General features: G+C 65.2%; 36 protein-coding genes and 1 tRNA gene. 13 read left to right on the top strand and 24 right to left on the bottom strand.

Annotated features, from left to right (window positions below; all coding sequences use genetic code 11):
• Positions 1-17: 17 nt before the first annotated feature.
• From KGQ91_RS12700 to KGQ91_RS12600, 21 genes are all read right to left on the bottom strand, one after another.
• A complete protein-coding gene (locus KGQ91_RS12700) occupies positions 18-359 on the bottom strand; it encodes a hypothetical protein (RefSeq protein ID WP_224421120.1) in 342 nt (113 codons plus the stop codon).
• Positions 352-1,185: a hypothetical protein gene (locus KGQ91_RS12695; protein ID WP_224421119.1), complete on the bottom strand. Its 834-nt coding sequence runs from the start codon at positions 1,183-1,185 to the stop codon at positions 352-354. The genes KGQ91_RS12700 and KGQ91_RS12695 overlap by 8 nt, the downstream gene beginning before the upstream one ends.
• A gap of 4 nt (positions 1,186-1,189) precedes the next feature.
• Positions 1,190-2,071, bottom strand: a complete 882-nt coding sequence (locus tag KGQ91_RS12690; RefSeq protein WP_224421118.1) for a hypothetical protein — start codon at positions 2,069-2,071, stop codon at positions 1,190-1,192.
• Position 2,072: 1 nt separating this feature from the next.
• Positions 2,073-2,309, bottom strand: a complete 237-nt coding sequence (locus KGQ91_RS12685) for a hypothetical protein (RefSeq protein WP_224421117.1) — start codon at positions 2,307-2,309, stop codon at positions 2,073-2,075.
• Between the two features lie 27 nt (positions 2,310-2,336).
• Positions 2,337-2,951: a hypothetical protein gene (locus tag KGQ91_RS12680; protein WP_224421116.1), complete on the bottom strand. Its 615-nt coding sequence runs from the start codon at positions 2,949-2,951 to the stop codon at positions 2,337-2,339.
• Positions 2,944-3,117, bottom strand: a complete 174-nt coding sequence (locus tag KGQ91_RS12675; protein WP_224421115.1) for a hypothetical protein — start codon at positions 3,115-3,117, stop codon at positions 2,944-2,946. Before KGQ91_RS12675 ends, KGQ91_RS12680 begins: the two co-directional genes overlap by 8 nt.
• Positions 3,117-4,157: a hypothetical protein gene (locus tag KGQ91_RS12670; protein WP_224421114.1), complete on the bottom strand. Its 1,041-nt coding sequence runs from the start codon at positions 4,155-4,157 to the stop codon at positions 3,117-3,119. Before KGQ91_RS12670 ends, KGQ91_RS12675 begins: the two co-directional genes overlap by 1 nt.
• 2 nt (positions 4,158-4,159) lie before the next feature.
• Positions 4,160-4,396, bottom strand: a complete 237-nt coding sequence (locus KGQ91_RS12665; RefSeq protein WP_224421113.1) for a hypothetical protein — start codon at positions 4,394-4,396, stop codon at positions 4,160-4,162.
• The gene (locus tag KGQ91_RS12660; protein WP_224421112.1) at positions 4,389-4,553 is read right to left on the bottom strand and encodes a hypothetical protein; all 165 of its coding nucleotides are present in this window, start codon (positions 4,551-4,553) and stop codon (positions 4,389-4,391) included. The genes KGQ91_RS12665 and KGQ91_RS12660 overlap by 8 nt, the downstream gene beginning before the upstream one ends.
• A 141-nt stretch (positions 4,554-4,694) precedes the next feature.
• On the bottom strand, positions 4,695-5,171 hold the full coding sequence (locus KGQ91_RS12655; RefSeq protein ID WP_224421111.1) for a hypothetical protein: 477 nt from the start codon (positions 5,169-5,171) through the stop codon (positions 4,695-4,697).
• A gap of 32 nt (positions 5,172-5,203) precedes the next feature.
• Entirely contained in the window at positions 5,204-5,464 is a 261-nt protein-coding gene (locus KGQ91_RS12650; protein WP_224421110.1) for a hypothetical protein, read from the bottom strand.
• Positions 5,461-6,087, bottom strand: coding sequence for a hypothetical protein (locus KGQ91_RS12645; RefSeq protein WP_224421109.1), 627 nt, complete (start codon positions 6,085-6,087; stop codon positions 5,461-5,463). The genes KGQ91_RS12650 and KGQ91_RS12645 overlap by 4 nt, the downstream gene beginning before the upstream one ends.
• Entirely contained in the window at positions 6,084-7,847 is a 1,764-nt protein-coding gene (locus tag KGQ91_RS12640) for a DUF927 domain-containing protein (protein ID WP_224421108.1), read from the bottom strand. The genes KGQ91_RS12645 and KGQ91_RS12640 overlap by 4 nt, the downstream gene beginning before the upstream one ends.
• 103 nt (positions 7,848-7,950) lie before the next feature.
• Entirely contained in the window at positions 7,951-8,898 is a 948-nt protein-coding gene (locus tag KGQ91_RS12635) for a toprim domain-containing protein (protein ID WP_224421107.1), read from the bottom strand.
• Between the two features lie 50 nt (positions 8,899-8,948).
• On the bottom strand, positions 8,949-9,224 hold the full coding sequence (locus KGQ91_RS12630; RefSeq protein ID WP_224421106.1) for a hypothetical protein: 276 nt from the start codon (positions 9,222-9,224) through the stop codon (positions 8,949-8,951).
• Positions 9,221-9,469, bottom strand: a complete 249-nt coding sequence (locus KGQ91_RS12625) for a hypothetical protein (RefSeq protein ID WP_224421105.1) — start codon at positions 9,467-9,469, stop codon at positions 9,221-9,223. The genes KGQ91_RS12630 and KGQ91_RS12625 overlap by 4 nt, the downstream gene beginning before the upstream one ends.
• On the bottom strand, positions 9,466-9,651 hold the full coding sequence (locus KGQ91_RS12620) for a hypothetical protein (RefSeq protein ID WP_224421104.1): 186 nt from the start codon (positions 9,649-9,651) through the stop codon (positions 9,466-9,468). The genes KGQ91_RS12625 and KGQ91_RS12620 overlap by 4 nt, the downstream gene beginning before the upstream one ends.
• A gap of 263 nt (positions 9,652-9,914) precedes the next feature.
• On the bottom strand, positions 9,915-10,109 hold the full coding sequence (locus KGQ91_RS12615; protein WP_224421103.1) for a helix-turn-helix transcriptional regulator: 195 nt from the start codon (positions 10,107-10,109) through the stop codon (positions 9,915-9,917).
• Between the two features lie 103 nt (positions 10,110-10,212).
• Positions 10,213-10,974, bottom strand: a complete 762-nt coding sequence (locus KGQ91_RS12610) for a hypothetical protein (RefSeq protein WP_224421102.1) — start codon at positions 10,972-10,974, stop codon at positions 10,213-10,215.
• 109 nt (positions 10,975-11,083) lie between these two features.
• Positions 11,084-12,337 carry a tyrosine-type recombinase/integrase gene (locus tag KGQ91_RS12605; protein ID WP_224421101.1) on the bottom strand — a complete coding sequence of 418 codons (1,254 nt, stop codon included), beginning with the start codon at positions 12,335-12,337 and terminating at the stop codon, positions 11,084-11,086.
• A 151-nt stretch (positions 12,338-12,488) separates the two neighbouring features.
• Positions 12,489-12,578 (bottom strand) — tRNA-Ser (locus tag KGQ91_RS12600).
• A 213-nt stretch (positions 12,579-12,791) separates the two neighbouring features.
• On the opposite strand from KGQ91_RS12600, the gene KGQ91_RS12595 reads away from it, so the two are divergent.
• The 9 genes from KGQ91_RS12595 to KGQ91_RS12555 all read left to right on the top strand — a co-directional run bounded on the left by KGQ91_RS12595 (position 12,792) and on the right by KGQ91_RS12555 (position 16,532).
• A complete protein-coding gene (locus KGQ91_RS12595; RefSeq protein WP_224414899.1) occupies positions 12,792-12,989 on the top strand; it encodes a CsbD family protein in 198 nt (65 codons plus the stop codon).
• A 27-nt stretch (positions 12,990-13,016) separates the two neighbouring features.
• Complete coding sequence (locus KGQ91_RS12590; protein ID WP_224414900.1) at positions 13,017-13,274, top strand: hypothetical protein; 258 nt, start codon at positions 13,017-13,019, stop codon at positions 13,272-13,274.
• A gap of 50 nt (positions 13,275-13,324) precedes the next feature.
• Positions 13,325-13,600, top strand: coding sequence for a hypothetical protein (locus tag KGQ91_RS12585; protein WP_163648611.1), 276 nt, complete (start codon positions 13,325-13,327; stop codon positions 13,598-13,600).
• A 162-nt stretch (positions 13,601-13,762) separates the two neighbouring features.
• On the top strand, positions 13,763-14,431 hold the full coding sequence (locus KGQ91_RS12580; RefSeq protein ID WP_224421100.1) for a Bax inhibitor-1/YccA family protein: 669 nt from the start codon (positions 13,763-13,765) through the stop codon (positions 14,429-14,431).
• 99 nt (positions 14,432-14,530) lie between these two features.
• A complete protein-coding gene (gene tusD, locus KGQ91_RS12575; RefSeq protein WP_224421413.1) occupies positions 14,531-14,923 on the top strand; it encodes a sulfurtransferase complex subunit TusD in 393 nt (130 codons plus the stop codon).
• A 12-nt stretch (positions 14,924-14,935) separates the two neighbouring features.
• Entirely contained in the window at positions 14,936-15,310 is a 375-nt protein-coding gene (locus KGQ91_RS12570) for a DsrE family protein (protein ID WP_224421099.1), read from the top strand.
• A gap of 20 nt (positions 15,311-15,330) precedes the next feature.
• Positions 15,331-15,621 carry a sulfurtransferase complex subunit TusB gene (gene tusB, locus KGQ91_RS12565; RefSeq protein ID WP_224421098.1) on the top strand — a complete coding sequence of 97 codons (291 nt, stop codon included), beginning with the start codon at positions 15,331-15,333 and terminating at the stop codon, positions 15,619-15,621.
• A complete protein-coding gene (locus KGQ91_RS12560) occupies positions 15,621-15,974 on the top strand; it encodes a TusE/DsrC/DsvC family sulfur relay protein (protein WP_224421097.1) in 354 nt (117 codons plus the stop codon). Before tusB ends, KGQ91_RS12560 begins: the two co-directional genes overlap by 1 nt.
• Positions 15,975-15,983: 9 nt before the next feature.
• Positions 15,984-16,532, top strand: coding sequence for an acyl carrier protein phosphodiesterase (locus tag KGQ91_RS12555; protein WP_224421096.1), 549 nt, complete (start codon positions 15,984-15,986; stop codon positions 16,530-16,532).
• Positions 16,533-16,566: 34 nt separating this feature from the next.
• Here the strand turns inward: KGQ91_RS12555 and KGQ91_RS12550 are convergent, their stop codons facing one another.
• Positions 16,567-17,196: a helix-turn-helix domain-containing protein gene (locus KGQ91_RS12550; protein ID WP_224414906.1), complete on the bottom strand. Its 630-nt coding sequence runs from the start codon at positions 17,194-17,196 to the stop codon at positions 16,567-16,569.
• 138 nt (positions 17,197-17,334) lie between these two features.
• Positions 17,335-18,273 (bottom strand): histone deacetylase family protein, encoded by a 939-nt coding sequence (locus KGQ91_RS12545; protein WP_224414907.1) that lies wholly within the window; start codon positions 18,271-18,273, stop codon positions 17,335-17,337.
• Positions 18,274-18,379: 106 nt separating this feature from the next.
• Here KGQ91_RS12545 and KGQ91_RS12540 point away from each other — a divergent pair, with 106 nt between their 5' ends.
• From KGQ91_RS12540 to KGQ91_RS12525, 4 genes are all read left to right on the top strand, one after another.
• Complete coding sequence (locus KGQ91_RS12540; RefSeq protein WP_224421095.1) at positions 18,380-21,127, top strand: bifunctional acetate--CoA ligase family protein/GNAT family N-acetyltransferase; 2,748 nt, start codon at positions 18,380-18,382, stop codon at positions 21,125-21,127.
• Between the two features lie 222 nt (positions 21,128-21,349).
• Positions 21,350-22,552 (top strand): quaternary amine ABC transporter ATP-binding protein, encoded by a 1,203-nt coding sequence (locus KGQ91_RS12535; RefSeq protein ID WP_163648620.1) that lies wholly within the window; start codon positions 21,350-21,352, stop codon positions 22,550-22,552.
• Positions 22,552-23,394, top strand: coding sequence for an ABC transporter permease (locus KGQ91_RS12530; RefSeq protein WP_163648621.1), 843 nt, complete (start codon positions 22,552-22,554; stop codon positions 23,392-23,394). Before KGQ91_RS12535 ends, KGQ91_RS12530 begins: the two co-directional genes overlap by 1 nt.
• A gap of 95 nt (positions 23,395-23,489) precedes the next feature.
• Complete coding sequence (locus KGQ91_RS12525; protein WP_163648622.1) at positions 23,490-24,386, top strand: glycine betaine ABC transporter substrate-binding protein; 897 nt, start codon at positions 23,490-23,492, stop codon at positions 24,384-24,386.
• 123 nt (positions 24,387-24,509) lie between these two features.
• On the opposite strand, the gene pdxH is transcribed toward KGQ91_RS12525, so the two are convergent.
• A complete protein-coding gene (gene pdxH / locus KGQ91_RS12520) occupies positions 24,510-25,151 on the bottom strand; it encodes a pyridoxamine 5'-phosphate oxidase (protein WP_224414909.1) in 642 nt (213 codons plus the stop codon).
• Positions 25,152-25,186: the final 35 nt, after the last annotated feature.

The raw sequence follows: 25,186 nt of genomic DNA, 5'->3' as shown, positions 1-25,186 counted from the left end.
GCGGAGATAGACACCCCCTAAGCCAACTTGCTCCACCCCTCCTCGATGGCATGCTTGCGGATCGCTGTATTGCTCACCTTGCCGTTCAACTCCTTCGACAGCCAGGCATAGCCGTCGCGGGGGTCGACCTCCCAGCGCCTGCGAACCTCCTGCCAAAACTCCTTGCTCATCCCATGGTTGATGAGGCGACGCCGGGTTGGTGCGATGCCGGAGGCAACAGCCAGCAGTGATGTTTGCAGGCGCTCGACATCAACGTCGCCTTCGGCAAGACGCTGCATCAGCGCCCCTTCGACCGAAAGCGCCAGCGTTCGGGCAGTTTCCCGCGCCAGCACATGGCGGTTGGTAGAAATATCACTCATCGTCCTGGCTCCGTATGTAGTCGGCGACGTAGGTGCTGCCGGTGTCGGGATACGTACCATCGTCCAACATTAGCCCCAGCCGCTCGGCACGCCCCCTCATCTCTCGCTCGACCTGCGCAGCCTTCTCCAGCGCGGCCTCGATGCGCCCTCTCATCGCCTCCTTGTCCACCAGCGCGATGCTGGGCTTCTCCTCGAGCTCTACCTTGTCCTTCCAGAACTCCGGCTGACGGTTCTTCAGCCACAGCCGCGCGGCGGCGGTCTCAGGAGGGTAGTGGCGCTCCAGGTCCGTCAGGATCACCTGGCCTTGGTGCTGGGCCACGTGCGTCTCTGGTACCACGGCCCCCTTTGCTCGATGGAACAGCGCATGAGCCACCTCGGCATCGGCCAGGGCGCCACCCCGCCATATGGCCTGACGAAAATCGGCGTGCTGCTGCTGCCAGCGATAGATGGTGCGCTCGTCCACCTCGAAGAAGGCGGCCAGCTTCTCCCGCGTGAAGCCCAGCAGCATCAAGCGCTCGGCTTGCTCGGCATACTCGGGCCGGTACTCGCTGGGCCGGCCGCGCCCCTTGGTTACGGGCGTAACCTCCTGCGTAACTTCGGGCGTAACCGTAACCTCTGGAGTAACCTCAGTCTCAGCACTCGGAAGGGCGGACTCCTCCTCAATGGCACGCTTCTCCCAGCCCTCGGCCTTGGCACGCCGACTGACGGCCACGCGAGACACGGGCAGGTTCAGCTCACGCTGGAGCCAGGCGTAACCTGGCCGCGCGTCCGCCTCCCACAGCTTGCGGGCCTTCTCCCATTGCTTCGTGGTCATCTTCGCAGCCACTGCCTCACCTCCTCGGCGAACCCTGCACATTCCCGTACAGGCCGCCGTGGCGCGCGCCGAACCCGTTCGGTGGCTGCGCTCCCTCCCAGCTTGCGCCGTCCCATGCGGTCAAGGTGGCGAAGGTGACAGGAATCTGGATCTGGACGAAGCGCCCGTCCTTGTCGGACGGCGAGTTGAGGGGAAGGCCGATGCTCTCGATCACCAGGGGCGCGAAGGTCCGCTTCTTGTACTTGATCGCCAGCAGAGCAGGAACTTCGGAAGGCAAAGCGGCCTCGACCAGGGATTCCGCTGTCTTGTTGTCAGAGCCGGCCCAGTCCAGCGCCGCGGTCAGCAGCGTGCCCTCGGCGGCCAGGTGACGCGGCAACGCCCAGTCCATCAGCAGATTGATGGCGGCCTCCACTTCGGCCTCCGGGTCCTGCCAGGCACGGAGCATGATGTTGACCGTCAGCTTGACGGGCGCCATGCCGGTGAACACCTGAGTGGAGTTCAGCTTGGTGATGCCCGTGCGACCGCGCGCATGCTCGGCGGCTCCGGCTGTCTTGTCTGCCCAGCTACCGGGCGTGGCTGTATCGAACTTCTCGCGCTCCTCGCTGGATAGCACCCCCCTCACGCTTTCAATGATTGGCTGAATCATGCCGCTTTGGAGCATTGCAGACAGGCTGGGTGTCAGGCCGCCCGTTCCAGCATTCTCGAATGGCGACTGCCAGTTGAAGGTCGCCTCAAGATTGGCGTCGTCGACGAACAGGCAGCGCAGGACGGCACCATTTTCGTGCAACTTGTCGCCGTGGTGATCCACCTCGAAAATCGAGGCGACCAGCGTATCGTTGATGCCGTCCCACTTTGGGCCTATCTCGCCCGGCGCGGCGCCGGTGACAACCATAGCCATGTCACTCCCCCTTCTGCTGCTTCGCGATCGCCTTGGCGGCTTCCAGCAGGGCTTGCGCCTCGCGGGCGCGCATCGCCACCGCCTTGAGCGCTCCTTCAGGTGAGCCGAACCGCTCCAGGTCGACCTGATAGCGCGCGGTCGCCGGCAGGCTCGCCAGTTCGGCCAGGGCGTCATCCACGGCCTGGCTAGCAGCGGCGTGGAGCTCGGAAGGTAGCGGCGTCACGTTGTTGTCAGTCATGTCCTTCTCCCGTGTCGACGGGGCCGCTTACGCGGCCTCCTCCTCGTGGGTGGTCTCAGCCAGGTACAGCTCCATCCGGCCCGCGTAGCTGGTCAGCAGGGCATCGTTGCGTTCGATCTCGCCCGGGATCTCGGCCAGCTCGTGCTCCAGGGCCTCGATGTCGGCCAGGGTGGGCTTGGCCTGACGGTCCGCCATACGGCGCGGCAGCCCGGCCTCCACCAGGTCGCCGATGGCCTTCTCGCGGGCAGTGCGGGCGCGCTCGATATGGCCTCGCTCACCCTCCAGGGCGCTCTTGCGCTCGCGCAGCGTGCGGCCCTTGGTGATCAGGTCGCTGGTCACGGGATTCAGCAGCGCGTCGAGTTCGCGGCGGTCCTGCTCGGCATCTGAGCCGGCGACGGCGGCCTCGTGGAGACGTTCGGTCAGTGCCTCGACCTCGTACTGGGCGGCACGCAGGGCCTCTGAGGGGCTGCCGTGCTGGGCGACGGCGGCGACGAAGCGGCCCGGAGCGCGGACGTTGCTCAGGTCGCGGCGCAGGCGGTCAGCCTGGCGGGTCAGTCCAAGCCATTCGCGGAACGCGGCGGAGTTGAGGTCGTCCAGGCAGCGGGCCTTGCCCATCAGGGCGTCACGGTTGGTGTCAGTCATGGGTCTCTCCTTGGTTGCGGGTCTTGCTCTTGCGGTTGGTGTCTTGGGCGCGCCACAGGCGACGCAGGCCGCGCAGGCGCAGGAAGGCGGTGCGATCGCCGGCCAGGGCGCGACGGTGAAGCCGCTCCTCGAGCTGGTCGCGCTGTAGCGGGTCACGGGGCGTCATCATGACTTCCCTTTTGCGGCTGCTTGCAGGATGGCGACCGCCTCTTCTGGCGTCAGGCCGAGATCCCGGGTGGTGGCCATCAGCTTGTCGCGGGCGGCTGGCGAAGCGCCCAGTGCCTGCATACGCTTGCTACCATTGGCCGTGCGCTTGGGCTTGGTGGTGGTCGCTCGGCTCTGTCGACGCAGGGCGCGGCGGGCGCGGTCGAAGTCGCGGTCGCCGGTGTCCTGAGCGTTCGCCGCCATCGGGCGAGAATCCTGCTTTCGGGCCTGGCGCTCGGCTTCCTTCTCCGACGTGTACTGCCTCCCCGTCATGCCGGCCCTGACCTTTTCGACGGCCTTGGCCAGAAACATCTGCACGGCGCTGCCGCCCTCGATCTCGGCCATGACGCGCAGCACATGCTTGCAGGCCACACCGCTAAGCCCGGGGTTGGTGATCTTGGGAAAGCCAGCCTCATCGCGCCCGGCGTTGTACCCGCCAATGGTGGCGATGTAGCGCAGGCGATAGCGGTGGTGGTCGCAATCGCAGTTGAACCGGATGCCGCCTTGGCGCAGGCGCACGGCGGCCTTTTGAGGCGTCAGGCTGCCGTCGGCCACCACAGACGAAAAATCCAGGAACTCGACCACAGGCTGGTAGCGATTGGGGGCGCCTTTCGTCAGGCCGCTGGCGTTGGTGATGAACCTCACCTCCAGGGCGCCGGTGCTGACGGGGCGGCTGGCGGCGGCAACCGCCATACGGATCTGGGTGCGAGCTCGCTTGCGATCTTCGTTGGTGCTGAGATCGACCACTCCCCGTACATTGATGCCGCCCTTGAAACGCTGGCCGGCCACGCGGGCGTTGTGGCGGAAGGCAGCCAGGTCGTCATTGGTAATTTTGCGCCTCACGCCGCCCAGCGTGGTCTCAAGCATGCGCGAAGCGTCGTAGTCGCCACTGATTTCATTGGGGTTGAGTATCCACTTCGCCCCTTCCCGCTGGCGTGCGTCTGCCGACTGGCGCTCCCGTAGCTCTTGGGCGCTCCCCTTGATGCTGCCGATGCCAGTCATCCCTACTTCTCGCTGCCGTATGCCGCGTGGTGCGCTTGGCAGTGCAGCACGACGCCCAGGGCTTGCTCGATACCGGCCTGCATCAGGATCAGGCGCGACGCAGATAATGGTCTGTCATCAGCATCGATAACGGCGCAGTCCAGTTCGTCACGAACGGCTTCGAGTACGGCGCGAGCATCGGCTAGGTCGAACTCGATATCGGCGTTGATGAGCGCCTCGTCAGGCGTGTGGTCAGTCATCAGCCAGGCTCTCCAGGTGATTGATGAGGAAGTCCAGGGCGATATGGCCGCGCATCGCGATGTCAGCAGGCATAACGTCGCCTTCCGCCACGTCGCAGAGGGCATCCCGTAGCTCTTCCAGGTCGTCGGCAAGTTCTGTCAGCTCTTCGCGTCGCATTGCGAATCTCCGGTTGGTGGAGCCTTCACCTTAGCGCCTTGGGTTTCCGGTTCTTGGCGAGTTTTCCGGGCATGAAAAACCCCGCCGAAGCGGGGTGTAAGGACCAAGTGGAAGCCGGACCGGGCGCTGCAAGCGGTGTCGTCAGTGCAGCGGCTTGGGTGGCGTGGTGCGTAGCTGATCGGCAAAGCCGGCTTCCTCGGCATGGGCCAGCAAGTCCTCCTCACTGGCACCCAGCGCCTCGGCAAGATCGGCCAGGCTGTATACCGGGTTGCCCTGATCGTCGTACCCGGCGGGCTTCAGGTCGGGGAAGTGTTCGCTCATCCCTTCGCGTAGCGTCTCAAGGATCGGCAAGCGCAGGAACATGGGGTGATCCTCGTCATGGGCGCGGTGGATCATCGCCTCGGCATCGCCCGGGGCCACGTCGCCGAAGAATCGGCGCTGGGCCAGGCGCTCGACACTCTCCAGCAGCTCGGTGATATGCGGCGCCAGCGGCTTCTCCAGGCGCTCCGGGGGCATGGCCAGGTGATGCGCCGCCCATGCCTGGCCTGGGCTCAGGTGCGCGATGCCGGTGCCCTCCTGGGCGGCCTGGGCCAGTGAGTCGCGGGTGATGGTCCTCATGGTGATGGTCCTCATGGTGGTGTCCTCCAGGGTCAGGCGGCGGGTGGTGGTGTCGGGGCGTCGTCCTGCATCGCGGCGACTATGCCGGCCAGGCTGCGGATCCGGATTCGCACAAGCCCAGCCAGCGCGCCTTGCGGCAGTTGGGCGTCGATGCGGTGCAGTGCGGCGGCAGCATTGGCGCGGTCCTCACGCGCCAGCGCCTTCAGCAGTAGCTCGGCATCGACCAGGGCGTCGTGGGCTCTCAGGCTGCGCAGGCTGGCGCGCAGGCGGTGGGCTTCTTGAATCGCGATCACTGGCCACCCCCTCGTCGAACGGGCCGCAGCGTGGCGTTGGCGGCCCGCCGGGCGGCATTGTCGCGGCGCTGGGGTAGGGGCTCGGCATCAGCGGCCTGAAGCCAGGCTCGTGAGTACCAGCATGCCGCCGTTGCCCGTCGTCGAGCGGGCAACAGGCGCAGCAGGTCGCCAAGATAGCGTCGGTCATCGGCATTGATCGGGCAGCGTGTCGCGATCCATTCCACCCACTGCTCGGCTGAAGCGGGGTCAAGGTCGCCTCCTCCCGGCAGGTGCCGGCTGATGCTCAGCCGAGCCTGTTCGATGCTGGTGCCAGCCTCGAAGGCATCGTCGATGGCGGCGGCCAGCTCTGCTCGTGCCTGACGGCTCATCTTGGCCATGGCACGACGCAGCCTGGCCTCCAGGTCGTGCCCAAGGTTGTGGCCTGCCTCGGACAGGGCGGCCAGCAGGGTGTCTATTTCGCGAAGTGGTCCGGCCTCTTCTTGCTGTCCCTCATCTCTATGGTGTCCTACATGTCCCATTTGTCCCAATGGCTCAACCATGCGGGTTTGCGGCGGGACACCTTCGGGACAGGTGGTGTCCTGTGGTGTCCCGGCGAAGGCGCGGTAAACGTCATCCAGGCTCATGCTTGGATCTCCTCGCTTTCAGTAGGGCGGATTACGTAGACACGGCGGCGGGTGCCGTTGATGTAGATTCGAATGGAGCGAGCCGCACTCTCTCGTTCGACTATCCAACCAGCGACCTCCAGGGCTTCGGTACCGCGCTTCAGGTCGAAGCCACCTAGCGCCTCGTTCAGCCCCTCCCTGTTGAACAGGAAGGCTCGTCCATCGGCATCGTCACGCCACCAGCCGGCACGGTTGTGAACTACAGGGCCGTGGGCTGGGTCTGCATCTACGTTGCTGAAGCGGGCATCGCCGTGACGCTCGATGAAGCCGAACACATTGGCCAGGATTTGCTCATGCTCGGTCCGCGCTCCGCCTTGCTCGGCAGCCCACGCTTGGAAGGCGTCAACAGCCGCGGCCATGGCTTCGCCTTGCTTCCAGCCGACCAGCCCATACTCGGCTGCCAACTCCCCGGCCAGCCCTATCAGCGCTAGTGCCTTTGCAGCCCGGCCTTGCAGCGGGCGGGCCGCATCAAAGCCAGGAATCTGAGCGAAGCGGTCTACCTCGCCGGCCAGGTCTCGCTCCTCGCTCACCAGCTTTTCGATGAAGGCAGGACCAACGCGACCATAGTGGCGCGTGACCTCGCTCTTGAGGTGGTCTGCGAAGGCGCGGCCATCGTCCAAGCGGTGCAGGTGGTCGAAAGCGCCATGCTTGCGCTTGGCGGGTATGTCCAGCAGTCGGACAGCCTGCCCAGCGTGGGGGCGCTTGCCTGCCGCGCTCATGTGGGCGGCTAAGGTGCGCTCGCCGCTGCTCAGCACTGCGATGCGCCAGCGATGGGGGCGACGGGCGGTGCCGTTGCGGCTGGCGCGGGCTTTACCGACGCCATTTCCCAATGCGTAGACGGTGGCGCCGATCTCCCGGCCATCGGCCTCGCCGATCTCATCCAGCACCAGCGCCGTGTCGCTTAGTGCCGCAGCGATGCCTTCTAGTCCATTGCCGGTGGCTCGCCAGGTTCGCTTGAAGTCGGGCGCACCCCAAACACTGGCCGCGACTTCCAGTAACGTAGTCTTACCGTTGCTGCTATCGCCCACCAGGTGGATGCCGGCGGCCTGCCGGTGGGTCAAGTACAGCAGCGGGCCGGCCAGGGCGGTGGACACAGCGAGAACCATTAGTGGATTGCCGCTGCATAGCTGGCCAATGTTGTCGCGCCAGCCCTCCAGAGTGCCGGCTGTGGCGTAGTCGTCATGAGAGGCGAACTCGGACTGGAAAGAGACCCGGCGGGCCAGCCCACCCTGGGCGATGGTGCGCCGCGGCATGACAAACGCTCGACCTCCCTCCAGGGTGTGCCAGCCAACACGGGTTGCCGCTATCACCTTGTCCTCGGGTGCAGACTGAGCCAGCCACTTGTTCAGCCACTTGTGGGCGTCGGGATTGATCCTGACCCCCATGTCCAACAGCTCGCCGCGCAACTCCTCGCCACTACCCTTGAGCAAACGTAGCGGCATTGCCCACTGGCGCCAGCCTCCATACGGCGGCTTGAACCGCAGCAGCAGACCATGGTTGTCGCCACGCTCATCGTGAGTGGCAGCCAGACACTCAATGGGGCTGCACACCCATACGTCGAACGACTCGGGATCGCCGTCACCCCTTGGCTGTCGCTGTCCGTGGTAGTAAAGGCCAGGCGACCCGTAGCGGGTGAGTGTCAGGTAGGTGGCAAAGGCTGGGCGGCGTGGTTCCCTTGTTTCTTCTGGCTCGCTGTCATGGGCCTGTTGTGCAGGGTCCACTTCGTGTCCGATAGGACACATCGGGACAGGTGGAGTCTCTGTGCTGTCCCAGCTAGAAGCCGCGTGGTTGCTGGGCTGGGACAGGTGGGACAGATGGGACACATCAAGCGAGGTATGCATAGGGTTGGCCACGACCTCCTCCTAGCCAGCAAAGGCGAGTGTCGGCGAAGTCTGTGCAGGTCTCGCACCTAGCACAGAAGCTCGGCATCAGCAGTGTGGCGTCGATAGCCAGGGCAGCGTGGCGGGCAGCGACTCGCCCCTTGTTGGCGAGCCCCTGGGCCGGCAGGTGCCGGTCATCGTCGCCGCAGATGGTAATGCCCACCTCATCCGGCAGGCGTTGGCGAAGGCGCCGCGCCACGGGGGCCAGATTGTCGGCGTTGCGGGCCACCACCACAGGGCAGCCCATGGCCTCATGCAAGGCGGCAGCGGTAGACCAGCCCTCGGCCACCAGCACGCGCTCGGCGCCAGCCAGGCGGCCTATCAGGCTCGCCACGCCCTTGACGCGCCCGCCCTTAAGGGGGCGCTTGCTGCCGTCGGGAAAGATGCGCTCCAAATTCACCAGCTCGCCCTCGAAGTACAGCGGCACCAGCAGCATCTCGCCGCGCTGGCGCAGGTTGTACGGGGGCAATCGCTTGCCGGCCAGCCAGGGGTGGGCAGGATCGCCGGGGCCGGCATCGGCCCACCAGCGCCGGGCCTCGTCTGCCGTCTTGGCTGCCTGCTGCTGGCGCTCTCGCTCTTGCCGCTCGCGGTCGCGCATGGCGTCCAGCCGGGCCTGGGCGGCGGCCTCGGGGTCGCTGGCGCCGTGCAGCGTCACCACCTCGGACACGTCCAGATGCCAAATGCCAAAGCTCGCCGCCTGGGGGCCATGGATGCGATACCAGCCGTTGCCGTTGCCCTTGGGCTTGTCGGGAGTGTCGAATCGCTCGAAGCGGCCTGACGCCCTGGGGGTCAGTGTGACGCCGTAACCGGCAAGGGCATCGGCCAGTGCTGCCTCGATGGTGTCGTGATGATCGACTGCACCCGTGCTATGCTTTCCCCGAGCCCTCTTCAAGCTCGCCTTTGGTGCCCCGGCCTTGTGCCGGGGCGCTGTCGTTTGCGGGATCATTGGGCACCTCCCTCCCGGTCGATGCGATAGGCGTCTTGCCAGGCGCCGATAATCAGGTCTGCCAGGCGGCGGGTCGTGTCGCGTTCCAGCAGCTCCAGGGCTTCCACCAGCTCGCTGAAGCCCTCCAGGGCGTGAAGGTGATCCTCTCGGGTGCGGAGGTAGCGGAGCGGGCGCTTGAGCCGGCGGGAGTGGCCACGGGCGGCAAAGCCGAGGCCGTCCTCACGCTGGCCGATGTCGTCCAGCAGGGCAATCAGGTTGGTGGTGGCCGTCATGACTCCCCCTCCTTGATGACGCGCTGAAGCTCACGCTCGGCAGCCTCTCCGGCCTCTTTCGCCTCACAGCCGGCCAGGTCGGCAACGTCGATTCCCAGTCGGGCCAGCGTCGCGGCTGTGCTTAGGTCGGGCTTGTCGCTGTCGACCAGGCGAGCGATTACCTCGAACAGCGCAGACACGTGCTCAAAGCGGGTCGCGGACACTTCGTAACCGAAGACGATTTCGTTGGCGTCAGAACGATTCATTGCGCCGCCTCCTGGCCGCGTGCAGCGGCTTCCAGGCGGCGGGCTTTCTCGGTGTGGTGGTTGAAGCGCTTGAGCCGGACGGCGGCGCTTGAGTCTGCGAACAGAGCAGCGCGAGCCATTGCTCGATGAGCGGCGGCGCGTGCAGACGGATTGCGGGTAGGGAATAGGCACAGCTTGGCCATGGGTGAGACTCCTTTGTGTTCGGAGTCGCCACGGCCCTTCTCACGGGGCTGGGTGGCGACTGTACGCGGGGTGAGAAACCGGCCACAAAGGAAACCGGCACGCTCGGAAGCGTCCCACGCACAGCCGCCATAACCGACGGACGCAAAAAAAGCGCCTGTCGATGGGGCGCTGGTGCGCCTTTGTGAACTCGGGTTCTCACGCCCGGCTGCTGAATTTGCAGCAGCCCCCTGAGCATAGCGATACGGGATGATCGACGCAAGCATCATGCGACCTCCCGCTCGTCTTCCCAATGCTCCAGGTCGGAGAGGCGCCAGCGGGTGCAGTTGTCGCCCAGCTTCTTGGGCTTCGGGAAGTCGTCACGGTCGCGTGACCAGCGCCAGATAGTCGCCACCCCCACGTCATAGCGGGCGGCGACTTGCTTGGCAGTCAGGAAGGTGCGGGCTTTCTCGATAGTCACAGCGTGATACCTCATGCGTTGGGTTTACATGGGGTATCGTGGAGTCGTGAGCGGGCGGGCTGGTCCAGTTGGAGAAATCTGATTCCAGTTGGAAAAATCAGGACTAGCTATCCTTCTTTGCCTCCCAGGCTCTGATGGCAGCCTTCAAAACCTCGTCGAGCGTACTTTTGCCAAACCCATATAGGTTTATTGGGTCGGCATCAGGATCGGACGGCTTCTCATAGCCCTCCACCACTCCTCGCATGATACTGATGATCCCAGACCTGTTGGGTCTCCCTGCTGCTGCATACGGGCCAGGATGTTGCTGCGAAAGCGCCTCGGCCAGCAGCCCCAGCACTTCCAGTGCTCGCAGCTCCTCAGCACCACTTGCGCCGCTACTGGCAGGCTTCTGGGGCTCTTCGACCAGGGCGTCGATGTCATCAGCTCGAACGAGGATGCTGCACCCATTTGGCAGGGTCTTGGCCCCGGAGTCATCTCGCCCAAGGAGCTCAATCACCTTTCCCGTTTCTGGGGACCAGATGTGAATGCCGCCCATCTCACACTCCAGCTCGCCATGCACATTGATGAAATGCCAAGGCATGCCGCCATGGTCCCAGAGCTCGAAGATACCCCGCAGCCCACCGAGAAAGGGCGGCTCGTACACCAGTCGGTCGCTGAGATATTCGGACTCGCTGGGCTCAATGGTTGCCGCCCTGGCATTGACAGAGCCGCGCAGCTCCACGAACAGCGGTAGCTTGCCGTTAATACCAAGTTTCAAGAGATCAACGGACCCAACCTCTTCGCTGGCCAGGTTGGCGAGCCTCGATGCAGCCTCCTCCAGCGTCAACCAGGGCTTCAGCTCTCTCAACAGTTTCTGCAACGCCATCGCGCTACTCCTCGCGCTCACTCCATAGTGGGAAGGCCGGCGGGCATGGTGGAGTTGCCATGCTTTCGGGTGATCGGCCCTAGCCAGCCAACGGGGTCGGTGGCGCCGGCTACTCGGCGGCCACCTTGTTCTCGCGGATCGCTGTCACGTTCTTGGCCTTGGCTGGCGTGGTGGCCAGGAAGTCGGCCCACTGCTGCATCAGCTTCGCCCGCTTAGCCAGCAGGTCGCCGCGACGATAGGCGGCCTCGGCGTGGTTCTTGATCGTGTGGGCCAGGGCCATCTCGGCAACGTGGTGTGGCGTGCTGGTACGCTCGGCAGCCCAATCGCGGAAGGTCGAACGGAAGCCATGGACGGTGGCTGTCTCGTGAAGCTTCATCCGCTTCAGGACGGCGGCCAGGGTGGCGTCGGACAGCTTGCGGCCCTGGGTGTTAGGGAAGATCAGGTTGCAGCCAGCGAAGCGGGGCAGGGCCTCCAGCAGCTCGACGGCTGGCGCCGATAGGGGAACGCGATGTTCCCGGCCTGCCTTCATGCGGTCGCCGGGGATGGTCCACACTTTCTCGGCCAGATCGATCTCGTCCCACGTCGCGGCCCTGGCCTCACCAGAACGAACAGCGGTCAGGATCACGAAGGCCAGGCACCTCGGGGCGATGCCCTTACGCTTCTCCAGCGCCAGCATGAAGTCGTGCATGTCGTCCATTGGCATAGCGCGGTGGTGCTCCACCTTCGAGACCTTGGTAGGAGCCGGCAGCACCGCATCGAGGTTGCCTTTCCAGCGGGCAGGGTTCTCGCCGCTGCGGTGGCCATGGACGGATGCCCACGACAGCACTGCCTCGATGCGCTGGCGAACGCGAGTCGCGGTCTCGGTCTTGGTCTGCCAGATGGGCTCAAGCACTTGCTTGACGTGCGCCAGCTCGATGTCGGCCACGCTCATCGGGCCAAGGACAGGGTAGGCGTAAGTCTCCAGCGTGCTCGCCCACTGCTTGCCGTGCTTCGGGTTGCGGGCCTCGGCCTGCTTCTTGGCCACGACCGCCTCGGCGGCCTTCTCGAAGGTCATGTCCCTGAGCCGTTCAGCCAGGGCGGCGGACCGAAGGCGCTGGCGCTCGGCTACCGGGTCAATGCCCTGGGCGATCTTCTCGCGGGTGTCGCGGGCCTTCTCGCGGGCCAGGGCCAGGGTCACGTCTGGATATCCACCAAGACCAAGGTCACGACGCTTGCCAGCGATGGTGGTGCGCAGAATCCACGACCGGGCGCCGGATTTCGTCACCTGAAGATGCAGGCCGGCCACGCCGCCCACGGCATATAGACCAGGGGTGGTCAGGCGCTTCACCTCGACGGGTGCTAACTCTCTGGCTTTCCTCGGCATGGCGCTTACCCCACTTCGTACCCAACATAGGATTTATGCTTGGACGATAGACGGTGATACGCCTTAATACAAGGAATGCAGGTAAGTGGCTGATTTTATAGGAGGGGATGCGATGGCATGACACAAAAAAACCGCCCTTGATATAGGCGGTTGGCGGAGGGACAGGGATTCGAACCCTGGGAAGGCGTTAACCTTCGCCGGTTTTCAAGACCGGTGCATTCAACCGCTCTGCCATCCCTCCGGCTCACGGCGCTGTATATTACCACTTTTTCTTTTGCCGTCAACTCCTTCGGCGCCTTGCGTTGTCCCGCTTCCGAGGATCAGCAGCGAGAGACAATATCGAGACTTTCTTGCATCACGGGGTAGGCGCGGCGTCGACAGGACTGCTACGTTGAGACCGTGCAGCCGGGATGGCTGCCCGCAACCGACGGACATCCTCGACAAGGAGACGATCATGAACCGTGATCAGGTCAAAGGTAACTGGAATCAGGTAAAGGGCGAGGTCAAGCGCCGCTGGGGCAAGCTCAGCGATGACGACCTCGACGTGATCGGCGGCGAGTACGACAAGCTGGTCGGCAAGCTGCAGGAGCGCCACGGGCTGGAACGCGAGCAGGCCAAGAAGGAAGTCGATGCGCTCTATGACACGCTGTGACGTGTCGCGATTGCCAAGGAGAAGGCCATGCCTACCGAAACCCCGCACAATGACACGCTGTTCATCGAGAAGGGCTCCGGCGAGCGTCTGGGGCCCCTGCACGGGACCGTCGAGGCCGATCGAGTCATCCTTGAGGCGATTCACGAGATCGCCGCGGGCGACGTCTTGATCCATCGGCGCTCCGACCAGGCCGATGCCCGACTGACCGTGACCGAGCCGGGCTTTCAGCCTGAAATCGGTAATGTCCCCGCACACTATGAAGCACGCGTCACCAGGGCGGAGTGACGCTGTTACGGCGTGCCCGGCACGCCATGAAACGGCACAAGGAGACCGCCATGGAAGTTACATTGCAGAATGCCGGCGAGATCGACAGCACCTTTCATGAAATGGTTGCCGGCGATGCCGGCACGGCACTGCGCAAGACCGGCAGGGACTTCATCGGCTCCCGCAATCTCTCCGAGAATCAACTGCGGGCCATGCAGCGTGATGATCCCGAGGCCTTCGAGCGTCTGGAGGCGGAAATGACCCGGCATGCCCTCGAGGTCAACAACGTGGCCCTGGACGCCGGCATCGCCCTGAAGCTCAACCTGGAGGGTGACAAGGCGCCCTGACGACGCGCTGGCGATTGTCACCGGCTCGGCACACATCCGGCGTGCCGAGCCCCGGGTGCCGTGAGGCCTCTCGGGCCGGGGAGAGAGGCTTGCGCGGGGAACCGCGAGTGGGCATGCTGGGTCCAATCATTGCCGTTATCGAAACGACAGGAGCCGTACCCCATGGCCTATCCCTCCTCGCATGCGACAGACCGCAGTCAGTCGGTACTGGCGACCAACAAGACACTGCGCAACACCTACCTGCTGCTGGCGATGACCCTGCTGTTCTCGGCAGTGACCGCCGCCGGTGCCATGGCGCTGGGCGTGGGTCAGATGAACATCCTGATCTTCTTCCTGGGCGCCTACGGCCTGATGTTCCTGGTGCACAAGACCGCGGACTCGAGCGCCGGACTGCTGGCCATCTTCGCCTTCACCGGCTTCATGGGCTTCACGCTCGGGCCGATCCTGAACCTCTATCTGTCGATCCCCAACGGCGCCCAGCTGGTGATGACCGCACTGGCCATGACCGGTGCCACCTTCATCGGCCTGTCCGCCGTGGCGCTGGTGACCCGCAAGGACTTCAGCTTCCTGGGCAACTTCCTGATGGCCGGCGCCATCGTGCTGGTCATCGCGATGGTCGTGGCGATGCTCTTCAACATCGGTGCCCTGGCGCTGGCCGTGTCCGCCGGCTTCGTGCTGTTCTCCTCGGCGGTGATCCTCTATCAGACCAGCGAGATCGTGCACCGTGCCGGCGAGACCAACTACATCCTCGCCACGGTGACGCTGTATGTCTCCATCTACAACCTGTTCCTCAGCCTGCTGTCGCTGCTGGGCGTGATGAGCGACGACTGACGCGACCCGGAGTATGTCGAGCTCGGCCCCGCCTTCGTCGGCGGGGCCGTTGCATGAAAGAAAGGCAGGAGGGCAGGAGTGGCAAGCGAACAAGGCAAGCTGCGCTATGCGCTGGTCGTGCTGGGCGGCCCCTACAGCCAGGCGGCCACCCATTCCGCGCTGCGCTTCGGCGAGGCGCTGATCGCGCAGGGGCACCGGCTGGAGACCGTGTTCTTCTATCACGATGGCGTCTACAATGCGTCACGCCTGGCGGCGCCGCCTCAGGACGAGCCCCATCTGGTCGACGCCTGGGTACGCCTGGCGAATGACCAGGGAACGGAACTGCTGGTCTGCGTGGCCGCCGCCCTGCGCCGCGGCCTGCTTGATGAACGCGAGGCACAGCGCCACGGCAAGCCCGCCTTCTCGGTCGAGCCCCCCTTCGTGCTGGCCGGGATCGGCCAGCTGGTCGAAGCGGGCATCACCCACGACCGTCTGGTGACCTTCGCCCCCTGAGGAGAAGCCCGCATGAGCGACGACACCGCTGACATGCCACTGCTGGTGATTCTGCGTCATGCGCCGCATGACGGCAGCTGGCTGCGTGAAGGGCTGGACGTGGCCCTGGTGGCCGCCGCCTTCGGCCGTGCGGTCACGCTGCTTTTCATGGGGGATGGCGTCGAGGCGCTGCGCCCGGGACAGACGGCAGGGCCGCTGGGGCAGAAGGGCACGCACCCCACGCTCGACATGCTCGCCATGTACGACATCGAGGACCTGCGCGTCGACGCGACCTCGCTGGCCGAACGCGGGCTGTCCACGGCGGAGCTGCCATGGCCGGCTCGGTCCGTGGCCGCCGAGGAGTTGCCCGCGGTGATCGCGGCGGCTTCACCCGTCTTCAACTTCTGACTCCGGGCTTGCAACGCGCCATGCTACTGCACCTGCTCAACCGCTCCCCGGCCAGCAGCCGCCTGATCCAGGATGTGCTGCGCGCCATGGGCCCCGAGGACCGCCTGCTGCTCATCGAGTCGGGCGTCTACGGGGCCGTGCCGCCACAGTCTGCCGGCTTCGAGACCCTGAAAGGGCGCTGTTACGCGCTGCAGGAGGATCTGACGTCACGCGGCCTGGCCGAACGGCAGGCCGACTGGATCATTCCCGTGGACATGGCCGGCTTCGTGGCCCTGACCGCGGAAACCCAACGCACCGTGAGCTGGTACTGATGGCCACCACAAGCATCGCCCGCCACCTGACCGTCGAGGGTCGCGACGTGGCACTCGACCCCGAGGGCTATCTGGTTCACCTGGAGGACTGGACGCCCGCCGTCGCCGAGGCCCTGGCGGCCGAGGAGGCGCGCACGCTGACTGCCGAGCACTGGGAGATCCTCGATATCCTGCGGGATTTCTACCGGCGCTACGAGATGGCCCCGGCCATGCGCCCGCTGGTCAAGGCGGTCGGGCAACGGCTCGGGCCGGAAAAGGGCCGCTCGCTGCATCTGATGCGGCTGTTTCCGGATAGCCCCGCCAAGGTAGCGGCCCGGCTCGCCGGGCTGCCCAAGCCCACCAACTGCCTCTAGGCTGACGTCATGAACTTCCTGGCGCACGGCTGGCTGGCCCGCGGCGGTTCGGATGACTTCCTCTACGGCAACCTGATCGCCGACGGCGTCAAGGGGCGCGATCTGCAGGCCTGGAGTGCGGCCACCGCCGAGGGCATTCGCCATCATCGTCGCGTGGATGCCGGCGTCGATCGGCATCCGGTGGTGTGCCGGGCCCGGGCCCGGGCGCCACGTGACGGGCGCCGCTATGCCGGCATCGCGCTCGACATGGTCTGGGACCACTTCCTGGCCCGGGACATCGCCGACCCGGCCCTGATCGCCCGCTGCTATCGGGTGCTGGGCCAGCGGCCCGCGCCGGATCGGCTCGCCGGTATGGTGCCCGCCCTGATCACCGAGGACTGGCTGTCGCGGTATGCCGACCTGGAGTTCACCTGCCGTGCCCTGCGGGGCATCGGTCGTCGCCTGCGGGGGCCCGACCGGATGGGCGAGCTGGCCCGCTGGATCGAGGACGACTACGCCCGACTCGAGCGTGATTTCGCCGAACTGTGGCCGTCGCTGACCCGCACGCTCGCCATCTGAGCATCTGGTGTCGAGGGCGCTCTGGCTCGGCGGCTCAGGTGCCGTCGGCTCGGGTGCAGACCGAAAGCACCGTGGCATCCTGTTCGCTCAGCGAGACCAGGGCGTGGCCCATGTCGCTGTCGAAGTAGATGCTGTCTCCCTGGTCGAGGCGCACGGGTTCATAGAACTCGGTGTAGAGCATGATGCTGCCATCGAGCACGATCAGGAATTCCTCGCCGTCGTGACGGACCCACTCGCTGAACGCCGCGAAGTCGCGGGCCCGGACGATGGTCTTGAAGGGAATCATGCGCTTCTGCGCCAGCTGATGGGAGAGCAGCTCGTGCTCGTAGGTGGGGGTGGGGTGACGCTGCCCGTCGCCGCCGCGCGTCAGGTCCCGGCGCCCCATGGTGCGGGTCTGGGCCCGGGGCGCGCTGAGCAGCTGCGGCAGGTCGATGTCCAGACCGCGAATCATCTTCTGCACGGCCGTGAAGGTCGGCGAGATCTGATGGTTCTCGATCTTCGAGAGGGTCGAGCGTGCCAGCCCGGTTCGCTGGCTGACATCCTCCAGCGTCCATTGATTGGCCAGGCGAATCTCCTTGAGCCGCTCGCCCAGCTGCAGGGGTTCGACGAAGGGCTTGCGCCCGGAAGCGATGCGCAGTGCGGCATCCTGATCGGTGTTTGACATGGTGGCTGTTCACGATAGGAAACTTAGTTTCCTCGATGCTACCACAGCCCGGCACCCATTCGCTGCCGAATCCCGCTATTGGCATGACCACGAACGACCATGGCGCCTCGGCGTTTCCCGATTTCGGGAAACGCCAATTCACCCCTGCGCGAAAGGCTGGCCCAGCAGGGCACGGACATGCGATGTGGCGCTGCGACCCAGCGCCTCGAGCGAGTAACCGCCCTCGAGCACCGAGACGAGGCGGTTCTGCGCGTGGACACGAGCGACATCCATGATCAGCGTGGTGATCCAGTGGTAATCGACATCGTCCAGGCAGATGTCCGCCAGGGGATCGTCGCGATGCGCGTCGAAGCCGGCCGAGACGAGAATCAGCTCGGGGCGATGGGCCTGCAGGGCGGGCAGCCAGTCGCGTTCCACCAGCCGCCGGAACGCCGGACCATCGCACCCGGGCTCGAGCGGCGTGTCAATGACGTTGTCGAAACTGGCACGCAGGTACCGCCAGGGATAGAAGGGATACTGATAGCTGGTGCACACCAGGGTGTCGGGATCACCGCCGAAGATGTCGATCGTGCCGTTACATTGGTGGACGTCGAAATCGATGATGGCCACCCGGCGGATACCGTAGCGCGCCCGGGCGTGGGCGGCGGCCACGGCGACATTGTTGAAGAAGCAGAAGCCCATCGCCTCGCTGATCTCGGCATGGTGGCCCGGCGGGCGCACGGCGCAGAAGACGTTGTCGGCCTGGTGGCGCATCACCCGATCGACCCCGGTGATGGCCGCGCCGGCAGCGAACCGGGCCGCCTCGAGGCTGTCGGGGTTCATGAAGGTGTCGTTGTCGAGGTTGATCAGCCCCTGCTCCGGGACGCAGCGTTTCAGGGCCTGTAGATGACGCGCCGGATGGATGCGCGTGATCTGTTCGTCGGTGGCGGGGCGGGCCTCGGACTGCATGGTCTGCTGGAGTACGCCGGCCAGCGCCATGTGGGCACGAATGCTTTCCAGGCGCTTGGGACTTTCCGGATGTTCCGGCCCCATGTGATGCAGATCACAGTGCGGATGCGTGATGAAGGCAGTGATCATGGGGGTCTCCGGCTGAAGGCCATAACAAGGTAATGGTCGGCGAGGCTTGCACGACACTGTCAATAAGTCGTACACAGGGAACAACCTCGGGGCAAGGGAGACACTCGTGAGCACGCGCTTCTTGCGGTATTTCTTCGAACCGCGCTCCATCGCGGTCATCGGTGCATCGGAAAAGACCCACTCGATGGGGGGGCTGGTGATCGGCAACCTGACCGAAAGCCAGTTTCCCGGCACCATCTGGGCGGTCAACCCCAAGGGGTATGCGTCGGTGCATGGCCGGACCTGCGTCAGGCATGTCGCCGACCTGCCCGAGGTGCCCGACCTGGCGGTGATCTGCTCGCCGGTCGACACCGTACCGCCACTGATCGAGCAGCTGGGCCGCGTCGGCGTCAGGGCGGCCATGGTGCTCTCGGGCGGCGCCTACCTGGACGATGCCGGACGTGACGGCGGCTCGATCCGCGAGCGCATGCTGGCCGCCGCGCGGCGCTCGGGCATCCGCGTGCTGGGCCCGGAGTGCATGGGCATGATCGTGCCGGGACGCCGGCTCAACGCCAGCTATGCCAGCCAGCCGATCAAGCGCGGACGCGTGGCCTACCTGGGCCAGTCCGGCATGCTCGGCAACGCCATGATCGACTGGGCGGCGGGCCGGGGCATCGGCTTTTCGCACCTGGTGACGCTCGGCGACAGCGTCGACGTGATGCTCCCCGACCTGATCGACTACATCAATCAGTACTCGCCCTGCCAGGCCATGCTGCTGCACCTCGAGCGCATCCACGATGCCCAGCACTTCATGACCGCGCTGCGCGACACCTCCCGCAACCGCCTGGTGCTGGCGATCAAGAGCGGGCGCACACCGCAGTCCGATCTCGCCGCGGTCGCGCCGACGCCGGGCGTGGCCAATCGTGACGTGATCATCGATGCCGCCCTGTCGCGGGCCGGGGTGGTCCGGGTGGACGATTCCGACGCGCTGTTCGACGCTCTCGAGACACTGACCCGCATGAAGCCGCTGCGCGGCGATCGCCTGGCCATCGTCGCCAACGGGCTGGGACCGGCCCTGCTGGCCATCGACAAGCTGATCAGCGCCGGCGGGCGCCTGGCCGACTTCACCGCGGAGACCCGCGAGGCGCTCACCGTCGGAGAGTTCGACCTCAGCCTGCCGGGACGCAATCCGGTGGACCTGGGCGGGCATGCCACCCCCGAGCGCTTCGTCGAGGCGCTGGAAATCGTCGCCGCCGACGCCAATACCGATGCCGTGCTGGTGGTCCACGCCCCCACGCGCCTGGCGCCGTCGCGCACCACCGCCCAGGCGCTGGTCGCCAACCGCCGACGCTTCAAGCGCAATCTGCTGACCAGCTGGATGGGGCTCGAGGAAGCGCTGAGCGCCCGCCACGAATGCAACCTGGCAGGGATTCCGACGTACATCTCGCCCGAGAAGGCCATCAAGGCCTTCATGCACATGGTCGACTACCAGCGCGTGCAGGCGCTGCTGCAGGAGACCCCGCCGAGCCTGCCGTTCACGACCACGCCGGACATCCGAACCCGCTGCCACCGCCTGATCGAGGAAGCCAAGGCCGGCGACCGCGACCGCCTGACTCATCAGGAGACCGCGGAGGTACTGGCGGCCTACGGCATCCCCGCGGCACCGAGCCGCTACATCAATACTCCCGAGGAGGGCGCCGACGCCGCGGCCCAGCTGGACGGCCGCATGGCCCTGAAGGTGGTACACGACCACAACTGCGTGCCGTTTCGCTATCGCAGTCATCCCCACAAGCTCTCCGCCGGCCTGCTGCAGGACCTGGAGAGCCCGGAGCAGGTGGCCGACGGCATCCGCCGTCTCGGCGACAAGGTTCGCGAGAAGTTTCCGGAAAGCCGTATCCACGAGTATTGCCTGCAGAGCATGCAGCGCGGCAAGCACTCCATGCAGCTCTGCGCGGGCATCACCCGGGACGCGACCTTCGGTCCGGTCATCGTGTTCGGGATCGGCGGCTACAAGGTCAACGTGCTCGCCGACCGCCATGTCGCGCTGCCGCCACTGAACATGACCCTGGCCGACGAGCTCATCCAGCGCACCCACGCCGCACGCCTGATCCATGAGCATTCCCGCGACCCCGAGCGCGATATCGACCGGCTCTGCCAGCTGCTGGTCAAGCTCTCGCAGATGGCCTCCGACCTGCCGGAACTGCGTGGTCTCGAGCTCAACCCGCTGCTGCTCAACCGCGATGGCCTGGTGGCCGTCGACTTCGCCATGGACCTCGGCAGGCCGGCGCGCCATGCCATCATGCCCTATCCCGAGGAACTGCGAGAGTGGGTCACCCTCAACGACGGCATGCCCGTCGAGATCCGCCCGATCCGCGGCGAGGATGCTCCCCTGATCACCAGCTTCCATGCCCAGCTCTCCGAGGAGAGCATTCGCTATCGCTATTTCCACAACAAGGCCGACCTGACCCAGCGCGACCTGTCACGCCTGGCCCAGATCAACTACGACCGCCAGATGGCCTTCATCGCCGAGCATCAGCGCGATGACGGCAGCAAGGAGATGCTGGGGGTCGTCCGGGTCTGGAACGACCCGGACAACATTCGCACCGAGTTCTCGATCATCATCCGCGACGACCTGCACGGCCACGGGCTGGGGCGGCTGCTGATGGAGAAGATGATCCGCTACTGCCGGGGGCTCGGCACCCTGGAAATGATCGGCAAGATCATGATCGACAACGGCCCGATGCGCGCCCTGATGAAGCAACTCGGCTTCACCTGCCGCTACAACATGGAGGAGCAGGTGGTCGACGCTGCCCTGCGACTCAACGAACCCACCAGCGACTGGCAACGCCACCGTCTGGAAAACCCAAGGGTCTGAGGACCTCGCTCGTCGCACAGGCGCATGGTTGAGCCAGTGTTTTTTTGAACCGTTGATCAATCATCAGCTATTCTGATTTGAAGCCCTTTCAATAAGAATGTATGATGCGCCGTAAATTATAAGTAATCGTTATGAGAGCAGGGATAAGCGATTGCAATGCAGAATCCATTGCCATCGCCTATCCCGCGACGAGACAGGTCACGACGAAAACAGGCGAAGTCGATGAGCGAATCCCAAACGACCAAGATCCAGGTACGCGGCCTGAGCAAGGTCTTCGGCAGCCAGCCGAAGAAGGCACTCGAGTTGCGCGACCAGGGCCTGAAGCGGCCCGAGATCCTCGAGAAGACCGGCCAGACCCTGGGCCTTTCCAACATCAGCTTCGACGTCAAGGAGGGCGAGCTGCTGGTGATCATGGGGCTGTCGGGCTCCGGCAAGTCCACCCTGATCCGCTGTCTCAACCGGCTGATCGAGCCCACCGAAGGCGACATCATCATCGATGGGGAAAACATCCCCAAGCTCAACGAGAAGGAGCTGCTGCAGTGTCGCCGCAGGCACTTCTCCATGGTCTTCCAGAATTTCGCGCTGTTTCCGCATCGCACGGTGCAGAACAACGCCGAGTACGGCCTGGAGATCCGCGGGGTCGACAAGGCCGAACGTACCCAGAAGGCCCGTGACGCCCTGAAGCAGGTGGGGCTGGATGGCTGGGAAGACGCCATGCCGAGCCAGCTGTCCGGCGGCATGCAGCAGCGCGTCGGTCTGGCCCGCGCGCTGGCCAACGATTCCAGCGTGCTGCTGATGGACGAGGCCTTCTCGGCCCTCGACCCGCTGATCCGCAAGGACATGCAGCAGGAGCTGCTGGAGCTGCAGCACCGGATGAAGAAGACCACCATCTTCATCACCCACGATCTCGACGAGGCCCTGAACATCGGCGACCGCATCATCCTGCTCAAGGATGGCGAGATCGTGCAGATCGGCACGCCCGAGGATATCCTCACCAACCCGGCCGACGAGTACGTGGCTCGCTTCATCGAGGGGGTCGACATGTCGCGCATTCTGACCGCGCGGCATGCCATGCGCCCGGTCCGTGCCACGGCGCGCGAGGACGACGGCCCGCGCACGGTGCTGCGCAAGCTCAGCGAAAACGGGCTCGACTCCATCTATGTCACGACACGCGAGCGCAAGCTGCTCGGCCTCGTGGACGCGGATGCCGCCGACCAGGCCGCCAAGGACGGGGAGCAGTCCATCAAGGCGATCCTGCACGACGACTTTCCGCGTGTCGGCCCCGATGAACCGTTGAACAACCTGTTCGCGATGTTCAATGAAAAGAGCCGCCCCATCGCCGTGGTCGACGAGAATCAGCGCCTGCTGGGCGTGGTGGTGAAGGGCGCCGTGCTGGCGGAACTGGCTGAATCTGGAGAACGCTGATGGCTATCGATATCCCCCGTCTTCCGCTCGGCGACTGGATCGAGGGCGGACTGGACTACCTGACGACCCAATTCTCCGCGGTGACACGCGGCATCTCCCATGTCACGCAGGGCGGCATCAACTCGCTCAACGATGCGCTGATGTGGATGCCGGCCTGGTCGCTGATCGCGCTGATCGCGCTGCTGTGCTGGCGAATGTCCGGCGTTCGCCTGGCCGTCGGCTCGGCACTCGGCCTGGCGCTGATCTGGAATCTGGGGCTCTGGGACCCGATGATCGAGTCGCTGACGCTGGTGGTCATCGCCACCCTGGTGGCCGTGGTCATCGCGCTCCCGCTGGGCATTCTGGCGGCGATTTCCAACCGCTTCTACGCCATCATCATGCCGGTGCTGGACTTCATGCAGACCATGCCGGCCTTCGTCTACCTGATCCCGGCGATCCCGTTCTTCGGCATCGGCTCGGTGTCGGCCATCTTTGCCACGGTGATCTTCTCCATGCCGCCGGCGATCCGCTTCACCACGCTGGGGATTCGCCAGGTGCCCAAGGAGCTGATCGAGGCCGCCGACGCCTTCGGCTCGACCCGTAGCCAGAAGCTCGTCAAGGTTCAGCTGCCACTGTCGCTGCCGACCATCATGGCCGGCATCAACCAGACCATCATGCTGGCCCTGTCGATGGTGGTCATCGCCGCCATGATCGGCGCCGACGGCCTGGGCAACGAGGTCTGGAAGGCGATCCAGCGCCTGCGTCCGGGCGACGGCTTCGAGGCGGGCATCGCCGTGGTCATCCTGGCCATGGTTCTGGACCGGCTGACCCAATCTTTCCGCAAGACCAAGAAGGCGCAGTAAGACGCCATGTTCGTGGCCGATCCTCCGATCGGCCACGAGGCGGCTCCGCCGGCCGGGGTCGTCGTCATTCTCAAGACCACAAGAAGGGGAAAGTGATGAAGACCGTCAATACCATGTCCCGTGCCGTTCGTTTCGGTTCGCTCATGATGATCGCCGGCCTCGGCGTGAGCGGGCTGGCCCAGGCACAGGAAGGCAGCAAGGGTGATGTCACCCTGGCCTATGTCGAATGGGCATCCGAAGTCGCCTCCACCAATGTGGTGCGCGCCGTGCTCGAGGACATGGGCTACAACGTCAAGCTGTCGTCATTGTCGGCCGCCGCCATGTGGCAGGCCGTCGCCTACGGCGACGCCGACGGCATGGTCGCCGCCTGGCTGCCGACGACCCACGAGAACTATTACAAGCAGACCAAGGACAAGCTGGTCGATCTCGGCGCCAACCTCGAGGGCACCCGGCTGGGTCTGGTCGTGCCGGCCTACACCGACATCGACTCCATCGACCAGCTGGCCAAGCCCGAGAAGGCGGACATGGTCGATGACGAGATCGTGGGCATCGATCCGGGTGCCGGCCTGATGGGGCTGACCGAGGATGCCATCGACGCCTACGGCCTCGACGACACCATGGACCTGCAGAGCGGCAGCGGCGCGACCATGACCGCCGCCCTGCAGGCTGCCATCAAGAACAAGCAGGATATCGTGGTGACCGGCTGGACGCCGCACTGGATGTTCGCACGCTGGGACCTCAAGTATCTGGACGATCCCAAGAACGTCTATGGCGACGCCGAGGAGATCCACAGCATCGCGCGCAAGGGCCTGAAGGAAGACATGCCGGCGGTCTACCAGCTGCTCGACAACTTCCACTGGACCCCGGAGCAGATGGGTCAGGTCATGCTGATGAATCAGAAGGAAGATTCCGACCCCTACGAGAACGCCCAGAAGTGGGTCGACGAGCACCCGGACGTGGTCAAGCAGTGGACGCAGGGCATCGACAGCTGATTGTCGCCTGCGACACCTGCTTTCACGCAAAACGCCCGGCCGAATGGCCGGGCGTTTTTCATGGAGCGAGAACCGTCGAACCGGGCAAGGGAAGGCGACCCGCCCGATGGACGGGGCCAGGATTCACGGTGCCAGGCGAACCTTGATCCAGTCGTTGTCATGGCGACGATAGCGCAGCCGGTCATGCAGCCGATCGGACTGTCCCTGCCAGAATTCGAACACCTCCGGCACGACCCGGTAGCCTCCCCAATGAGGCGGACGGTCGATCGACTGATCGGTATAGAGCTGCTCGAAGCGATGGCGCCGTTCTTCCAGCCATTCGCGATCGGGGATCTCCACGCCCTGCTGGGAGATCCAGGCACTCAGCTGGCTGGCCCGGGGGCGGCTCTGGAAGTAGCGATCCGACTCGCCGTCCTCGACCTGGACGACGCGCCCCTCGATGCGAACCTGGCGCTGCAGTACCGGCCACCAGAAGACCAGGGCGGCATGCGGCACATTGGCCAGCTCCGCGCCCTTGTGACTCTGGTAGCTGGTATAGAAGACCAGCCCGTGTTCATCGACTCCCTTGAGCAGCACGATGCGGGCATGCGGCATGCCCAGGCTGTCGACGGTGGCCAGCGTCATGGCATTGGCGTCGTCGTTTTCCTGCTTCAACGCCTGGGCAAGCCAGTCCTCGAACAGCGTGACCGGCGAGTCGGGGCTGTTGCGGATATCGAGGTGATCCCCGCTGTAGTTGCGACGCACGTCGGCAATGTCGGTAGTCATGGTGCTCTCCTGAAGTTTCCCTTCATCATCGCCCG

Origin of the sequence: Modicisalibacter tunisiensis (assembly GCF_020148005.1) — a bacterium.
GTDB lineage: Bacteria > Pseudomonadota > Gammaproteobacteria > Pseudomonadales > Halomonadaceae > Modicisalibacter > Modicisalibacter tunisiensis.
The sequence above is the reverse complement of the archived record's forward strand: the minus strand, read 5'-3'. Positions and strand labels throughout refer to the sequence as shown.

Coding starts and splice junctions, on each gene's coding strand:
- KGQ91_RS12700 (WP_224421120.1), bottom strand. CDS start 359: ATGAGTGATATTTCTACCAACCGCCATGTGCTGGCGCGGGAAACTGCC.
- KGQ91_RS12690 (WP_224421118.1), bottom strand. CDS start 2,071: ATGGCTATGGTTGTCACCGGCGCCGCGCCGGGCGAGATAGGCCCAAAG.
- KGQ91_RS12685 (WP_224421117.1), bottom strand. CDS start 2,309: ATGACTGACAACAACGTGACGCCGCTACCTTCCGAGCTCCACGCCGCT.
- KGQ91_RS12680 (WP_224421116.1), bottom strand. CDS start 2,951: ATGACTGACACCAACCGTGACGCCCTGATGGGCAAGGCCCGCTGCCTG.
- KGQ91_RS12675 (WP_224421115.1), bottom strand. CDS start 3,117: ATGACGCCCCGTGACCCGCTACAGCGCGACCAGCTCGAGGAGCGGCTT.
- KGQ91_RS12670 (WP_224421114.1), bottom strand. CDS start 4,157: ATGACTGGCATCGGCAGCATCAAGGGGAGCGCCCAAGAGCTACGGGAG.
- KGQ91_RS12665 (WP_224421113.1), bottom strand. CDS start 4,396: ATGACTGACCACACGCCTGACGAGGCGCTCATCAACGCCGATATCGAG.
- KGQ91_RS12660 (WP_224421112.1), bottom strand. CDS start 4,553: ATGCGACGCGAAGAGCTGACAGAACTTGCCGACGACCTGGAAGAGCTA.
- KGQ91_RS12655 (WP_224421111.1), bottom strand. CDS start 5,171: ATGAGGACCATCACCCGCGACTCACTGGCCCAGGCCGCCCAGGAGGGC.
- KGQ91_RS12645 (WP_224421109.1), bottom strand. CDS start 6,087: ATGAGCCTGGATGACGTTTACCGCGCCTTCGCCGGGACACCACAGGAC.
- KGQ91_RS12630 (WP_224421106.1), bottom strand. CDS start 9,224: ATGACGGCCACCACCAACCTGATTGCCCTGCTGGACGACATCGGCCAG.
- KGQ91_RS12625 (WP_224421105.1), bottom strand. CDS start 9,469: ATGAATCGTTCTGACGCCAACGAAATCGTCTTCGGTTACGAAGTGTCC.
- KGQ91_RS12620 (WP_224421104.1), bottom strand. CDS start 9,651: ATGGCCAAGCTGTGCCTATTCCCTACCCGCAATCCGTCTGCACGCGCC.
- KGQ91_RS12610 (WP_224421102.1), bottom strand. CDS start 10,974: ATGGCGTTGCAGAAACTGTTGAGAGAGCTGAAGCCCTGGTTGACGCTG.
- KGQ91_RS12605 (WP_224421101.1), bottom strand. CDS start 12,337: ATGCCGAGGAAAGCCAGAGAGTTAGCACCCGTCGAGGTGAAGCGCCTG.
- KGQ91_RS12595 (WP_224414899.1), top strand. CDS start 12,792: ATGAACCGTGATCAGGTCAAAGGTAACTGGAATCAGGTAAAGGGCGAG.
- KGQ91_RS12590 (WP_224414900.1), top strand. CDS start 13,017: ATGCCTACCGAAACCCCGCACAATGACACGCTGTTCATCGAGAAGGGC.
- KGQ91_RS12585 (WP_163648611.1), top strand. CDS start 13,325: ATGGAAGTTACATTGCAGAATGCCGGCGAGATCGACAGCACCTTTCAT.
- KGQ91_RS12580 (WP_224421100.1), top strand. CDS start 13,763: ATGGCCTATCCCTCCTCGCATGCGACAGACCGCAGTCAGTCGGTACTG.
- KGQ91_RS12570 (WP_224421099.1), top strand. CDS start 14,936: ATGAGCGACGACACCGCTGACATGCCACTGCTGGTGATTCTGCGTCAT.
- tusB (WP_224421098.1), top strand. CDS start 15,331: ATGCTACTGCACCTGCTCAACCGCTCCCCGGCCAGCAGCCGCCTGATC.
- KGQ91_RS12560 (WP_224421097.1), top strand. CDS start 15,621: ATGGCCACCACAAGCATCGCCCGCCACCTGACCGTCGAGGGTCGCGAC.
- KGQ91_RS12555 (WP_224421096.1), top strand. CDS start 15,984: ATGAACTTCCTGGCGCACGGCTGGCTGGCCCGCGGCGGTTCGGATGAC.
- KGQ91_RS12550 (WP_224414906.1), bottom strand. CDS start 17,196: ATGTCAAACACCGATCAGGATGCCGCACTGCGCATCGCTTCCGGGCGC.
- KGQ91_RS12545 (WP_224414907.1), bottom strand. CDS start 18,273: ATGATCACTGCCTTCATCACGCATCCGCACTGTGATCTGCATCACATG.
- KGQ91_RS12535 (WP_163648620.1), top strand. CDS start 21,350: ATGAGCGAATCCCAAACGACCAAGATCCAGGTACGCGGCCTGAGCAAG.
- KGQ91_RS12530 (WP_163648621.1), top strand. CDS start 22,552: ATGGCTATCGATATCCCCCGTCTTCCGCTCGGCGACTGGATCGAGGGC.
- KGQ91_RS12525 (WP_163648622.1), top strand. CDS start 23,490: ATGAAGACCGTCAATACCATGTCCCGTGCCGTTCGTTTCGGTTCGCTC.
- pdxH (WP_224414909.1), bottom strand. CDS start 25,151: ATGACTACCGACATTGCCGACGTGCGTCGCAACTACAGCGGGGATCAC.